This is a genomic window from Vibrio sp. 10N.222.49.C9, assembly GCF_041474985.1.
Classification (GTDB): domain Bacteria; phylum Pseudomonadota; class Gammaproteobacteria; order Enterobacterales; family Vibrionaceae; genus Vibrio; species Vibrio crassostreae_C.
This window is the reverse complement of record NZ_JBFRVD010000036.1, coordinates 166,699-180,407: the sequence shown is the minus strand read 5'-3', so window position 1 is coordinate 180,407 and position 13,709 is coordinate 166,699. Positions and strand designations below refer to the sequence as shown.

At 43.9% G+C, this 13,709-nt stretch carries 11 protein-coding genes and 1 riboswitch; of the genes, 3 read left to right on the top strand and 8 right to left on the bottom strand.

Annotated elements, in window-relative coordinates; translation table 11 throughout:
• The first annotated feature begins 74 nt into the window (after positions 1-74).
• Complete coding sequence (locus AB4585_RS16310) at positions 75-710, top strand: LysE family translocator (protein ID WP_017058961.1); 636 nt, start codon at positions 75-77, stop codon at positions 708-710.
• A gap of 106 nt (positions 711-816) precedes the next feature.
• Here AB4585_RS16310 and AB4585_RS16305 read toward each other — a convergent pair whose 3' ends face one another.
• The 4 genes from AB4585_RS16305 to AB4585_RS16290 all read right to left on the bottom strand — a co-directional run bounded on the left by AB4585_RS16305 (position 817) and on the right by AB4585_RS16290 (position 5,878).
• The gene (locus AB4585_RS16305) at positions 817-2,292 is read right to left on the bottom strand and encodes an aerolysin family beta-barrel pore-forming toxin (RefSeq protein ID WP_017063796.1); all 1,476 of its coding nucleotides are present in this window, start codon (positions 2,290-2,292) and stop codon (positions 817-819) included.
• Positions 2,293-2,852: 560 nt separating this feature from the next.
• On the bottom strand, positions 2,853-3,314 hold the full coding sequence (locus AB4585_RS16300) for a hypothetical protein (protein WP_017059728.1): 462 nt from the start codon (positions 3,312-3,314) through the stop codon (positions 2,853-2,855).
• On the bottom strand, positions 3,311-4,123 hold the full coding sequence (locus AB4585_RS16295; protein WP_017066273.1) for a winged helix-turn-helix domain-containing protein: 813 nt from the start codon (positions 4,121-4,123) through the stop codon (positions 3,311-3,313). Before AB4585_RS16295 ends, AB4585_RS16300 begins: the two co-directional genes overlap by 4 nt.
• Positions 4,124-4,507: 384 nt before the next feature.
• Positions 4,508-5,878 (bottom strand): sodium:alanine symporter family protein, encoded by a 1,371-nt coding sequence (locus AB4585_RS16290; protein ID WP_017059726.1) that lies wholly within the window; start codon positions 5,876-5,878, stop codon positions 4,508-4,510.
• 128 nt (positions 5,879-6,006) lie between these two features.
• Positions 6,007-6,126, bottom strand: a riboswitch (glycine riboswitch).
• Between the two features lie 609 nt (positions 6,127-6,735).
• Between AB4585_RS16290 and AB4585_RS16285 the strand changes: the two genes are divergently transcribed.
• Positions 6,736-7,470 carry a chromosome segregation ATPase gene (locus AB4585_RS16285; protein ID WP_017059725.1) on the top strand — a complete coding sequence of 245 codons (735 nt, stop codon included), beginning with the start codon at positions 6,736-6,738 and terminating at the stop codon, positions 7,468-7,470.
• A gap of 322 nt (positions 7,471-7,792) precedes the next feature.
• Positions 7,793-8,011 carry a hypothetical protein gene (locus tag AB4585_RS16280; RefSeq protein ID WP_372170268.1) on the top strand — a complete coding sequence of 73 codons (219 nt, stop codon included), beginning with the start codon at positions 7,793-7,795 and terminating at the stop codon, positions 8,009-8,011.
• A 143-nt stretch (positions 8,012-8,154) separates the two neighbouring features.
• On the opposite strand, the gene AB4585_RS16275 is transcribed toward AB4585_RS16280, so the two are convergent.
• The 4 genes from AB4585_RS16275 to AB4585_RS16260 form a co-directional block, all read right to left on the bottom strand.
• Positions 8,155-9,696 (bottom strand): alanine/glycine:cation symporter family protein, encoded by a 1,542-nt coding sequence (locus tag AB4585_RS16275; protein WP_372170265.1) that lies wholly within the window; start codon positions 9,694-9,696, stop codon positions 8,155-8,157.
• A gap of 560 nt (positions 9,697-10,256) precedes the next feature.
• Positions 10,257-11,429 carry an ABC transporter permease gene (locus AB4585_RS16270; RefSeq protein WP_017059721.1) on the bottom strand — a complete coding sequence of 391 codons (1,173 nt, stop codon included), beginning with the start codon at positions 11,427-11,429 and terminating at the stop codon, positions 10,257-10,259.
• The gene (locus AB4585_RS16265) at positions 11,426-12,727 is read right to left on the bottom strand and encodes an ABC transporter permease (RefSeq protein ID WP_372155207.1); all 1,302 of its coding nucleotides are present in this window, start codon (positions 12,725-12,727) and stop codon (positions 11,426-11,428) included. The genes AB4585_RS16270 and AB4585_RS16265 overlap by 4 nt, the downstream gene beginning before the upstream one ends.
• 7 nt (positions 12,728-12,734) lie before the next feature.
• A complete protein-coding gene (locus tag AB4585_RS16260) occupies positions 12,735-13,709 on the bottom strand; it encodes an HlyD family secretion protein (RefSeq protein WP_017070946.1) in 975 nt (324 codons plus the stop codon).

Below are 13,709 nucleotides of genomic sequence, written 5' to 3'. Positions count from 1 at the left end.
GTGGCAATTGTTGCTTGCGAATTGTTCAGATACACGGTATTGATGATAGATCGCTGAACAAAAATGACAATGATATGGATATTTTGAACTTTGAGGCATTTCTAATTGCCATCACTATTTTAACGCTAACGCCGGGCTTAGATACGGCTTTGGTGATTCGCAATACTAGCCGCTCTGGCTTAGCTGACGGTTGTATGACGAGCTTTGGTATTTGTAGCGGCTTGTATGTACACGCGTTTTTCTCTGCTGTGGGTATATCTGCAATCCTCGCCCAATCCGCTGAACTCTTTCAAGCCGTTAAGATGGTAGGTGCGGTTTACCTCATCTGGCTTGGCTTAAGCAGTTTGCGAGCATTAATGAAAAACGGTGGCGGTTTAAAGGTCGGAGAACAAGCTCAGCAGGCATACAGTGCAAAGCGTTCTTTGCGTGAAGGCTTTCTGTCTAACGTTCTTAACCCAAAAACAGCAGTTTTCTATCTGGCCTTTTTACCTCAATTTGTAAACCCTGAAGGTTCGCCTTTATTGCAATCTATGTTGATGGCTTCGGTACACTTTATGATTGCGATGGTATGGCAATGTGGTTTGGCTGGCGCGCTTAACTCGGCTAAAAATTTGCTCAAAAACGCGAGTTTTATGAAGTGGATGGAAGGCGTGACGGGCATGGTGCTGGTTGGGCTGGGTGTTAAGCTTCTGATGGAAGAGCCTGTGTAGTTCACCGTTTTCAGTTGAACATGAATATATGAAAGCCCACGATGTGTCGTGGGCTTTGTGCTTTATTACTGGTAGATCTTTGTACCGATCTTATTCTACAGCGCAGTTATTCAACGACGCTAATGTTCATCTCAGCACCTTCGAAACCTAAGTCACTCAACTCATCGGCGTTAAAGTTGGTGGTAACTTCGATGTCGCCAATGCGCTCAGTAGATTCGTTGACGGAATCAGTACTTCTTTTGCTGCGTAGATTGTTAGTAATTGGTGTTGCTTGTCCAATTTCGATAGTACCTGCAAATTGAGATTCAGCGTAGAAATCTCCAGACACGTAAGAGTGGAAGGGGCGTAAGCTTCCGCCAGTCGCGTATTGCATGCTTGATAAGCCAGCTTCTTTAATCGCCCAGCCCCAATCCCACCATTTAGTTTCACCTGGGATGTAACGGTGATCCCATTGGTAGCGAATGTCGGCAGATTCACTGCTGCCACGGCCCATGGTGAAGGTATGAGCCTTGTACGGGCGGTTATCTGGATGAGAGTGCCACGCGTTGCCACCCCAACGAAGGAAGCCGTTGAATTCAACATCGTAGCTAATATCGGCGTTGAATCGGTACGGGTAAGAGATGCTTGAACGATACAGCTCAACTCGAATCGGTAGCTCCGAATTCGCAGGAACCATAGGACGAGCTTGAAGTGTTACTTGTTCGCTAGTGGAGTTGCCATTTGTTTCAGCGAAGCTTTGGTTAGCCTCGAACTTAACGGTGAGCTTAGTTTCGCCAACCAAAGGCCACTTGAAGGTGTTCTCTGTTTGAACGCTCTGTGAGAATCCGTAGCTGTTCGTTTTCGACCAGTTTGTTGATTCGTCTACTTTTAGGTCTACCACCACTTGTTGCGCGATGTTGCTGTTGTTTCTTGCCGTCGCGTAAACCGTTTTCACTAGTTCACGATCCGACTCGACAACATCACCATGCCAAAAGTTGTCGTCGTTAACGGTGTAGGCAAAATTGTCGACGGTGATTTTGGTTTTTTCATCACAGCGATAGCCGCTACAAGAGCCATTGTTATTTCCTTGTATTACCCAACTGTTGCCAGAGCGCTTTATCGTCATGTCTTCGCCCACGTACTGACTGTTATTACCGCCAACCCAAGCGTAACCTAGGTTGTGGGCTAAGTAGCTTAATGGGCGTACAAAGTCGTTACGGTTGTTCACTAATTCATACTGAACATCGATTTCGCTGCCTTCCTGAACCGATTTGGCGGAATAGTTGGGGATTTCAGATTGGTCGTTGTTTGGGTAACAGAACGTTGACCCACTGCTTGATTGCTTAATTTCGCCATGATAACCCGGCCCCATGATTACCCAGTTTCCTTTTAACCCGGTGATCTGCCAAGTGCCCATGCGAGCGACCAAAGTACTCTTCTGCTCTTCTGCTTCATAACGGTCTATAGGACGATAACCAGAGCGACAGACATCTTCACCAAGTTGGTCAAACACTATTTGGTCTGGGTAAATCTTCGCATTTACACCGGTTGATAGAACAGACAACACTGCGGTTGCTAAGAGACTTCTGTTTACTGTGATCATTAACAATTCCCTCATTTGTAATTTTTCTATTTTGATAATGTTTTGTGTGCCGTGCAGTTAACAAGACAAGTTCACTTTTTCATGTTGATAAATAGATAGATACTGAAAAGGGTTGAATTAAATTACCCAGTTTATTCAATGGCTTGTATTGTTATTAGTGTTTTTACGGTGAAAGAGTATGCAACTGAACGTAAATTGTTTGATGGGGCTCAAACCGTTTTTAGAAAAATGAAGGCCCATTATTCGGGCTTAGACGTCAAAATTATTTGACGTTATTTTTGGCGTTTGTATGAATGGTTAATTAGAAGAACAGGTATAACCATTCACAATACTCGTAGTTTTAAGGTGGGCAGGTAGTGAGTGACAAAGAGTAAAAATCTAACTTGAATATTTTGCTTTGCTATCGGTTTTAAAATGCAAACACTTAAAGTAAGGAAGACTGTAATAATTGTATTACTGATAAAATAATGAAAATAACCATCCGTTTTTTATGTGTAATATCGGAAAAGCTTGCTACTTGATAATAGGGCACTTTTTGCTAGTGGTTAAACTATCTCTAATTATCGTTTGGCCAGAAGTTGCGTTCGGCCTGTATTACACGTTTTAATGATGGCAAATAAATCATTCGAACTTAAGATATCAATCTTTACCGTTAATGGGTCATTGTTGATTAACAGGTAAGGCGCCAATCGGCTGTCATTCATTGTTTTATTTATTTTTTGCACAGAGACTAAGTCAATGGTGCCAGAAATAGAAAAGAAAAGTGATTGAGAAGGACGGGCTGTTCCTCTGAATCGCAGAACAAGTGGGTCGGGCATGTTGTCGTCTTGAACGGACATCAGGTGCAGCACCTTGTTGTTACTTATTTTCGTTAATCCGTCGGTACGTAATACATTGTCATTCACTATCAGGTCCACCACGCTATGTTGGTAGCGATGCTCTTCTTTTGGTTGGGGCGAAGGGATACTCCATATGCCAACCAATAAAACGAATGCAGAAATGAGCGCAACGATTGGCATCATAATTGACCTCTTTCTAGGAATAGGGCCAGTTCGGTACTGGCTTGATCTAGTTGGGTTGGCGTGTAAAAGATGTTGACGGACTGGCGTGTGGCTTTGTTCAGAATAGAGAGCTCAGAATATTCCGCTTCTTCGCTAATGTACGCCACGCAATCACATTGATACTGATAGAGAATGCTTTCTAGCTCTGGCGTCATCGCCATTTCAGGGGCTTGGAAAACTTGTATTTGACCTATCCATTGCTCGCTGAGCCGGTTAACGGGGTTGATATCGCTGAGGTTTCTCTCATTAACCTTAGCAAAAGCCAATAACGCTGATGCCAACAGTAAGCAGCCAGTGGTGAAGTAGCACAACTTGTTTCGGTTTTCAGCAGTGGGAAAGTAAGCCGACGAACTTTGTTTAGGGTTAGGCTTAGGTTCGACTGCAACAGCTGCACCGATAGCAATACCGTTATTGCCGACGGGTATCAGGTTGCTCGCATCAGCAAGGGGAGTTGTGGCTGCATTATTGATGGGGGAGTCGATTACCACGCACTCATCGATAAGGCGATAGCCCACCTTAGGAACGGTGACGATTGGGGTTTCTTTGATGCCTAATCTAACGAACCCTTGGCGCAGTAAACTTATACTTTTCGCTAGTGACGTATCCCCTATGAACTCGTTTCCCCAAGCGAAGCTAATAATATCTTGTTTGTTAACAATATCGGGTGAGTTTTTATGTAATAACTCCAGGACCCGAGTTTCACGGTATCCTACTTTAATAGAACGTTCATCGTTATAAATACGGTTTTTAATCGGGTCGAATCTGATCATATAGCCAACGTTTTATTTTTATTATAATTCTCTCTACAATGTAGATGACTATAAACTGACTAATATATGAATTAAAGTCACATGTTTTATTCTTCTGGTTTTTTGTGTCGTTGAAACGAAAAGAAATTTAATATGTTTGTTACAAAACGCCTGACACCTACGCACAATCTGTTAAATATAAGTAATATCTAATTAAGTGTTGGTTTTATTAGTGTTCTTTTTAGTAGTCTTCTATCTTCTTTATTAAATCGCATAGTGGTCGATTTAATATTCTTGTTATTTATAAGGGCATATGTGCTGCATAATAATTTAAGACGTTTCGCTATGTGATGAAAATAAAAAAGCCCGCAGTTGAATGCGGGCTTGGTATTCAATCACTTCAGTTTACGCTTTAACTGCTTCACAATCATTTGAAGACGTCAACGGTTTGAAGAATAGCTTGGTTTCTTCGATAACAACGTGGCGCAGCAAGATAAGCCCGATTAGGTTCGGAATTGCCATTAGGCCGTTCACGATATCAGCCATTATCCAGATCATGTCGAGCTTTAAGAATGCACCAGAAGCCACCAACGCAATGAAGATGATCTTGTAAGGCAATACAGCTTTGGTACCTAGCAAGAACACAACACAGCGCTCACCGTAGTAGTTCCAACCTAAAATTGTTGTAAACGCAAAGAAGATTAAGCCAACAGAAACCAACATAGGGCCAAGGGTATCTGCATTCAGACCAACAGCGAATGCGTGAGTGGTCATCGCAGCGCCTGAAAGATCAGTCTGCCAAGCACCCGTTAAGATAAGCGCCAAACCTGTCATCGTACAGATGATGATGGTGTCGAAGAAGGTACCTGTCATAGAGACAAGTCCTTGTTTCACACATGAGTCTGTTTTAGCCGCTGCTGCAGCCATTGGTGCGCTACCTAGGCCAGATTCGTTCGAGAACACACCACGAGCGATACCTGATTGGATAGCAAGCATGATGCTCGCGCCAAAGAAACCACCGGTTGCTGCTGTGTTGGTAAACGCAGAAGTCACAACAAGGGTAATGGCATTCAGTAGTTGGTCGGCATTTGAAATCAGAACGCTTAAACACGCGACGACGTACATAACCGCCATAGTAGGAACAACTTTCCCTGCCACTTTAGCGATAGATTGGATACCACCAAGGGTAACCACTGCCACTAATATCGTAAGAACGACAGCAGACATCTCACGCGAAGCGCCAAATGAGATTTGAGTTGCGTCCAAGATAGCGTTGACTTGTGGGAAGGTACCGATACCGAAGCAAGCAACGCCGAGCGCGAAGACAGCGAACATTACCGCTAAGATTCGTGAGCCGACACCGTATTGCAGGTAGTACATTGGGCCGCCAACCATTTCGCCATTGCTATCGGTTCTGCGGTATTTAACGGCGAGTAGACATTCTGCGTACTTGGTCGCCATACCAAATACAGCGGCAAGCCACATCCAGAATAGGGCACCAGGGCCACCAATCTTGATTGCGGTCGCTACACCAACGATGTTACCTGTACCAATGGTTGCTGAAAGTGCAGTACACAAAGCCGCGAAACTCGATACGTCACCCGTACCAGATTTGTCTTTGCTGAACACCATTTTCAGTGCAGTTGGGAGGTGTCTAAACTGGAGTAAGCCTAAGCGAAAAGTAAAGTAGATACCTGTACCCACTAGCAGAATAAGCAGTGGTGGTCCCCAAACGAATTGGTTGATGGTTTGTAGTGTAGCTTGTAGGTGGTTCATAGATTCCCCTTAATAAATTAAAAATTTAAGGAGAAGAGGGAAGGCAGTGCAGATCTCAGGGATCGGGCGCACTACTTAATACATACGGATTTCTAGATAGAATTCTTGTGTTAATTAAGGCTGTTGCTTTCCACTCCTCTGTCCTTTTGCCTGAGAGTTTCACTTAGCGAATCACTTATAGATAAGTAACGGGCACTAAGCTTGCTCCTTCGGCGACCGATCTAACGGTTCTCTCCAGAGGTTCCTCCAACGACAGTCCTCACTTTTCTGGATTTCTCCAGCATAAAGCACCTGAAAGATTTACTTCTTCGGCGGGTCAATCTAACTAAATGTTAATGTTTAGTTAAAAACCACTCTCCTGCAGTCTTCATCGGAACAATTACCTAAATAATTAGGTAATCTGTAGGCGTATCCTAGATCATATAAAATGTGATGTCAGCTACAAAATATCTGTTTGCACAAATGTTGTTCAACTAAATGATCAAACAACGAGTCTCTGACGTAACTTGCTTATTTAAATGGTATAAAATAGAGAAACAAGGAGGAGTTATGACTCGACTAATAGCGATTGTTTTTTTATTGGCTTTGGCATTTGTACTATTTCGTTACCGGACAAACGAAAAACTGCAAAAATGGGTAGTGATAGTTATCGTTAGCAGTTTCCTTTTGTATACTGCCAGCTTGATGATTTCGGAGTTAACTCGTTAAGCCTGCCTGTAAACAGGTGGGATGAATGTGTTAGTAAAGCTTAAGTGCTTCTGGCTTGAGCGATAGGTTTAACTGAGCCTTCACAATCAGTATTGGCATTCGTGTCAGTGACCGCGTAACGTTAAATAAATTTTTGGGAGTACCCGCTAGTGAACCAGCAATCTGGACAAAGCGAACAAGATGAAGTGGTTGTTATAGAAGAACGCGATAAGCGCAGTCAGCTCTATATCGGCATTGCTGCGGTTATAGGTTTAGCACTGGGTGGCTTAATTGGTTCTACAGTTACGGCTTCTAAGTGGGAGTCCACTTATCAGGTACTCGAAACTCGTTATCAAGAACTGCATGACAGCAGAGCACAGTTGATGACATCCGTTGAAACTAAAGTGGCAAAAGTTGATACCGAAATCGATGCGAAAGTAGAAGCCGCTCTAGTGAAACAAACGGAAGAGCATCAAAAAGAGCTCCAGGAATTAGCGAAGCAGTCTTCGGTTTTAGAGAAGGCGAACTACTCGTTAGAGCAACAGCTAAATGAACAGAAGCAAACGTTAGAGCAAACTCAGCAAGACAACCAGAAACTTAATCGTCAGGCTGACATGCAATCGACTTTGTTTGAGCGTGCGCGTGAAGTTTTCCGAAAAGAATTACAGATTTCTCAAGAACTTGAAAAACTTGAGAAAGAAAGAGATCAACTCGAGCAGAATCTTGGTTCTCTTAAGAAAGCGTGTGATGTTTACTTAGATGGCACATCATGGGATGCGAAATCTGACGCGTGTGAGAAGCAAGATAACGCTAACTCTCGACTGAGCGATATCAGACAAATGATTGAAGTCCACACCATGGATCTCAAGCAGATCAAAACGCTCACTGAAGAGATGGGTCTATAAGCCGAAGGCTTTACCAACCTAACGTTAGTTTTGCATTAAATATTGAAACGCCCACATCACACACGTGATGTGGGCGTTTTGCGTTTGTCGAGAGCATAGATCCGGTGCGTTCTCATTATTGATTATTTAAGTGTTTTCATTGTTTGCTTAGATATTTGTGAATAGTTACGTATATCCACAATGATATGTTACTTGTTGTTTATTAAATGACTTTGCATACATATTTTCAGCTCAGAGTCGCTGCATAATAGTGTTGTTCAGGATGAACACGCAGTCGATTGCTAGCTCGCATTTGGCTGCTTTGACGACAAGGGATGGAGTGATGCCAGAGTATCTTTGTGAGAACTGCACCATAGCTTATTGTTTCGATGATTGTCGCTCGCCATTAGCGCAAAAAGAGATGATCAAAGTAGAAGAGTTGGTTCGTCGTGTCGATGTTGAACACGATGATGAACAGAGTGAAAAGGGTGAGCAGGGCATTGAAGGTAGTTATTCGCCTAATCGTTCAGACATAAAAAATCCCCACAAGCCAAGCTGGTAGGGATTTTGGATAAGTTGCAGTCCTGTTCTCGCTTTCTCAAGCAAAGGGTCTTACAAAAATTTTTAGAACAGTTTCGTTTTTAGAGCTGTGTCGTTTCTTAGAATGCAGTTAGCTACTAGAGCAAAACCTCATTCCACTAAACGTTATTTCTCATACGTTTTGATTTCGCCTGATTTCACACGAGCAACAAACGATTGCAGTTCTTTCTTCACAACTGGCATCAAGAAGTACAGACCAAGAATGTTGAAGATAGACATCGCAAAGATAGCCGCATCAGAGAAGTCGATTACCGCACCAAATTGAATCGTGGCACCAATAACAACAAACACACAGAACATCACTTTGAAAATCAGCTCCGTTGTTTTGCCTTCACCAAATAGGTAAGTCCAAGCTTTAAGACCGTAGTACGACCAAGAGATCATGGTAGAAAACGCAAACATGATTACTGCGAGAGCGAGTGTGTATTTGAATACTTCTGCCGTTTCAGTAAACGATGCAGCAGTCAGCGTTACACCCGTTAAACCAGAGCCATCGAATGGACCTACGTTTAAACCAGCGATAGTGATAACCAATGCGGTCATTGTACAAATGATTACCGTATCAACGAACGGTTCTAATAGTGATACTAGACCTTCGGTGATTGGTTCTTTTGTTTTAACCGCTGAGTGAGCGATAGCTGCTGAACCTACACCTGCTTCGTTCGAGAATGTTGCACGTTTCAAGCCTTGAATTAGCGCACCAATAAATCCACCAACAACACCTTCACCAGTAAATGCACCTGTAAAGATTGCGCTGAACGCAGGGCCAACTTGATCAAGGTTAGAACCGATGACAATCAGAGCCATACCGATATACAGAGCAGCCATCCAAGGAACAACTTTTTCTGTTACCGATGCGATAGAAGGCATACCACCAACAATCACAGAGAAAACTAAAGAGGCAAGTACAAGGCCAGTGATCACACCGTATTCACTTGGTACATCAAATGCGTAAGTTAACATGGCGTGTGCTTGGTTAGCTTGGAACATGTTACCGCCGCCCAATGCGCCTAAAATACACATTAATGCGAAACCAATAGCGAGCACTTTACCTAGTCCACCTAAACCTCTTTCACCCAGGCCTTGGCTTAGGTAGTACATTGGACCGCCCGAAACAACACCTGAAGGTAGGATAGTTCGGTATTTCACACCTAAAGTACACTCACAGAACTTAGAAGCCATACCCAGAAGGCCACACAAGATCATCCAGAATGTCGCGCCAGGACCACCAATCGCAAGTGCAGCACCTACACCGGCAATGTTACCAAGCCCGACAGTACCAGAAAGCGCCGTTGTTAACGCTTGAAAGTGAGAAACCTCGCCGTCCTCTTTAGAGTTAGGATCGGTATACTTACCTTTGATAATGTCTATCGCCATGCCGACACGTTTAAATTGAACAAAGCCAAAATAAACAGTGAAGATGATCGCAGCGAGCAACAGCCAGCCAACAATCACTGGGAAGTTAGCTTCACCAATCGGTACGCTTTTAAATATCAGCCCAACGAACCAACCTGTGTATTCGTTGAAAAAACCATCAACACTTTGACTTAAGTTGCTGATAGCTAGGTTAAATGATCCTTCTTCTGCAAATGCACTGGAACTAAACAATAATATAAACCCAAAAAATAATTCACGTATGTTTTTCATGGTTTTCCCTGTCTTTTTAATAAATTACGTTTGTTGCTGTTGTGTTTGTTTTCTATTTGATTTGTATATTTCAGCGGTATATCTACTTCATTCGACGGCAACATAAACGGCTGTAGCTAGGTCGAAAAACGAAATAAATATAAGTACTGATCTTGCTTTGTATGGATATCCTTTTGGTATGTGCACCAATAAGACTATGGTATTCGGGCTACCAAGTCCTACTGATAATCCTATACATAAAAATAATGCCAACAAAGAAATTTTTACAATAAATTTACAGTTGTTCGGGTTTTGTCATCATTTGGGAATAAGTCGATGCTTTTTATGCTGAGAAAAGCATATGCAGTAGCTGCTATAGAGTCGGGTGAAGGAGAATTCAGAGTGATGGGCTGGAGGGACATAGAGGGCGCGTAGGGGATTTCGAGTATTCGATATGTTTTCGAGGTGTATAAACATTCTAAGGCTGAAAGTGTATTCGGATCTTAGGATATTAAAAAAGCCCTTTATAAGAGCTTTTTTGATGAGCGGAAAGCATGACTACTTTCCGATAGCACATAAAACTAAACGGCTCGATCACTATTGCTATTGCCAACCGTGCTTTTGCTGGATTTGTGGTAGAGCTTAAGTGCCAATAACGAACCCCACAACAAAACTTGTCCCCAGAGTAATGTCCATTGAGATGCCACTTCTTGCCAAGATGCACCCATCTGATTAAGTGCTAAGAAGCCTTGGATAGCCGGTGTGCTTGGGAACAGCTGTGATAATAGAACTAACCATTCGGGCATCATTTCAACTGGCCAGATAAAACCTGAAGAGAAGATCAGTGGCATTGAACTGATTAACACTACAACCGTGACTAGCTCTCTTCGTGGCACTAACTCACCAATAAAAATCCCGATCAAACAACTGGCCAGTAAGAAGGGCAGAAGTAAGGTTAAGATCTGTGTTGTTGAGGCGAGCTGGTTTATCCCATACATCGAAAAGCTAGCGCCGAAATAGTACATCGACAACAGGTAATAAATGCCGACTAAGGTACAACAGCGGGCAAGCATCAGTTTCGCTGGAGAGGTCTTACTCCAGTAGCCAAATGTCGATTGAGCGTTTTGGGTTGCACCCACTAAACCAGAAGCCATGGCTAAGGTTTGTTGCAGGATCAACACAAAGACGGCTGGAACTACGTAATCGATGTATCCCATGCGACTATTAAACGTTGGTTTCAGGTTCAAGCTGAATGCACTGTAGCCTTTGGCTGCCGATTCTAAAGGCACACCTTCGACTAACAAATGGCTGACCTTAACTTGCGCAGCTAACGTACCACCGGCCTTGGCAAGCCCTTCAACAATGGTTCCGTAGACCAAAAAGTAAGAAGCATCACCAGCGTAAGAAAGTGTCGGGCTCTTACCGAGCAACAAGTCTTTATAGAAATCTTCTGGAATGACAAGGAATCCGCCAATCTCTTGGTTAAGCACGGCTTGTTTCGCATCGGCGATGGTGGAGTCTCGACGGACCAATTCGATCTGAGAGGTGGCATCCACCATACGCTCTAATTGATAGCTGCTTTGACTCTTATCCAAGTTCACAACCGAAGCTTTCAGTTGTTGAGGAACTTGGTTCGCGTAAGGCAATGGATACAAGAAGGAATAGAAGACCACACCACCAAATACCGTAAGAAGCACGACAGGGTTGCGCAATACCGCTAAGAGTTCTTGCTTGAGCAGTTGAGTAAAGCTCATCGTTTTACTCCTTGTTGTGCTGATGCTTCTGGCTGTGTTGACGGCGTTGTTTTTGCAGATATAGCTGCTTTTGTAGATGGATCTGCTTGTGCAGTTAGAGTTGATTGCGCCAAGTGTTTCTTAATTAGCAACATTACCACGAAAGCAGGAACTGCATACCACAACATAGAAGAGAGGCTGATCAAAGACTGTGCTGCGCTCACACCATAACTAGACTGCGCCGTTTGTACTTCGATGTAATGACTCACGGGCAATAAGCTTCTCCAAATTTGAGCAGCCGTGTTCATGTCTGTCACTGGAAAGGTAATGCCCATGAACGCGAAACTCGGTGCAGTAAAGGCACCTGCGAAACTCATCGCCCTTGCAGGATCAAGTGTTAAGAAGAAAAACAAACAACCCATGATGATACAACTGATCACTGTCAGTATTTGGGCAATGGTCAATGCTACAAAGCTGCCATTAAATGGCCAGTCTAAGAGAGCATAGAACCAAAAGCTAAACGCGATACCAAACATTAAAAATAAGACAGCATAAGGTATTAATGTTGAGGTTAGCGACTTCATAGGTGCGTTGGATAACCAAGCTTGAAGGCCACGTGCTCTAACGTTCGCCGTCAAAACCAATATCGTGCCCACCACAATCATGATCTGCCACAGTGCAGGAATAACCGCAGACACCAAGAACTGTGCATAACTGGTGTTCTTGTTGAACAGCGGCGTGATCTGGCTTTGTACCGTTACTGCTTGGCCTAATGCGGATTGCACCGTGGTATCACCGTGTGACAGCTGTTTCACGACTTCAAGTTGCGCGTTAAAAGTCCCTTGAGCCTGCAGCAAGGCAGAGTTCACCAGCTTACCGATTAAGATAAATTGGCTGTTATAGAATACAGACACTTGCGGATTCAAGCCGAGCAGAAGGTCTCGGTCGAAGTGCCTTGGTATCACAACATAACCATAGATATCACGTTCGATCATCGCTTTCGCCGCATCACTCGCAGAGCTGTATTTCTGAGTGACTTGCAGCGTTGGTGACGCATCAACAAGGCGTGTGAACTGTTGCGAGATTTGACTGTGCTCAAGGTCGACAACTGCGACCGGTAAGTCACGAGCGATCCCTTGTGAAAAAATCAGCCAGATACTGGCAGCAAGCAGCAAAGGAATCCAAGTTAGGCAAGACAACAACCATTTGTCTTTGCGGACAATCGCCCACTGCCGAAGCAAGGTATTCTTCGCTCTATGATGCTCCGTTGATTGCGAGCCTCTAGATTGCGATCCAGTATATTGAGAGTTAGCAGACATAAGTCACCTAAAGCTCAACCACTAGGCTCATGCCCATACGCAGTGTTTCGCTCGTATCGACAGGGTGTGCTTCTACTTCAAAAGTACGTAAATCGAAGCCTTGTGCTGCGTCTGTTGAGCGCCAAGTTGCGAAATCACCCATTACGGCGATGTGAGTTACTTGGAAAGTTAATGATTTATCCAGAGCCGGTAGGTACGCCTCAAACTGGCTGCCTTTCTCGAAATGCTTAAGCATGTCTTCACGAACATTGAGCACAGCCCAAGCATCCTTGGTGTCGATAACAGTCACAACAGGGAAGCCTTGTGGTGCAAGTTCTCCACTGCTCAATAGAACCTGAGAGACTTCGCCATTAAACCAGCTGTGGATCTGTGTGTCTTTTGCGTAAGCTTCAACTTCCGCTACCGCACCCGCTGCCATTAACGCTTTTTGAGCGGCGGCCACTTTGGTTTCGTCACGCGCACCTTCTTGCGCTAATTGATACATTTGGAATGCAGCGCTTTCGGTGTACTTCGCCGCTTGCCACTGTGTTTTGGCTTCATCACGCTTCTGCTCGGCAACCACACCATCGTTGTAAAGGTTGTTTACACGTTGGTAGGTTTTGTCCATCAGATCGGCAGCTGCTTTGGCTTTCAACCATTGGTCTTTAGCCGCTTGGATCTGTTGAGTACGCGCGCCATTCTCTGCTTCTTGTGCTAATGCACCAGCGGCTTTCTGACCAGCTTTTGCTTGCTCTAGCTTCGCATCAATCTCAGGGCTTAGTAGAGAGAAGATCAATTCGCCTTTTTCAACCGAATCGCCTTTGCGCACGAATATTTCATCAATTCTGCCAGGTACTTTCGATGAGATGCTGTATTGCTGCACATCGATTTGACCTTGAAGCTTAACCGGCTGAGGTTGATAAGCTTGATAGAAACTGTATCCGACCCAGCCAATAACGCCGATACCAACTAAAGATAGAAGAAGGGGCTTAATAGGTTTCAT

Bases quoted from the DNA above. Each gene is read 5' to 3' on its own strand.
- AB4585_RS16310 (WP_017058961.1), top strand. From the start codon at position 75: ATGGATATTTTGAACTTTGAGGCATTTCTAATTGCCATCACTATTTTA.
- AB4585_RS16305 (WP_017063796.1), bottom strand. From the start codon at position 2,292: ATGATCACAGTAAACAGAAGTCTCTTAGCAACCGCAGTGTTGTCTGTT.
- AB4585_RS16300 (WP_017059728.1), bottom strand. From the start codon at position 3,314: ATGATGCCAATCGTTGCGCTCATTTCTGCATTCGTTTTATTGGTTGGC.
- AB4585_RS16295 (WP_017066273.1), bottom strand. From the start codon at position 4,123: ATGATCAGATTCGACCCGATTAAAAACCGTATTTATAACGATGAACGT.
- AB4585_RS16290 (WP_017059726.1), bottom strand. From the start codon at position 5,878: ATGAACCACCTACAAGCTACACTACAAACCATCAACCAATTCGTTTGG.
- AB4585_RS16280 (WP_372170268.1), top strand. From the start codon at position 7,793: ATGCCAGAGTATCTTTGTGAGAACTGCACCATAGCTTATTGTTTCGAT.
- AB4585_RS16275 (WP_372170265.1), bottom strand. From the start codon at position 9,696: ATGAAAAACATACGTGAATTATTTTTTGGGTTTATATTATTGTTTAGT.
- AB4585_RS16270 (WP_017059721.1), bottom strand. From the start codon at position 11,429: ATGAGCTTTACTCAACTGCTCAAGCAAGAACTCTTAGCGGTATTGCGC.
- AB4585_RS16265 (WP_372155207.1), bottom strand. From the start codon at position 12,727: ATGTCTGCTAACTCTCAATATACTGGATCGCAATCTAGAGGCTCGCAA.
- AB4585_RS16260 (WP_017070946.1), bottom strand. From the start codon at position 13,709: ATGAAACCTATTAAGCCCCTTCTTCTATCTTTAGTTGGTATCGGCGTT.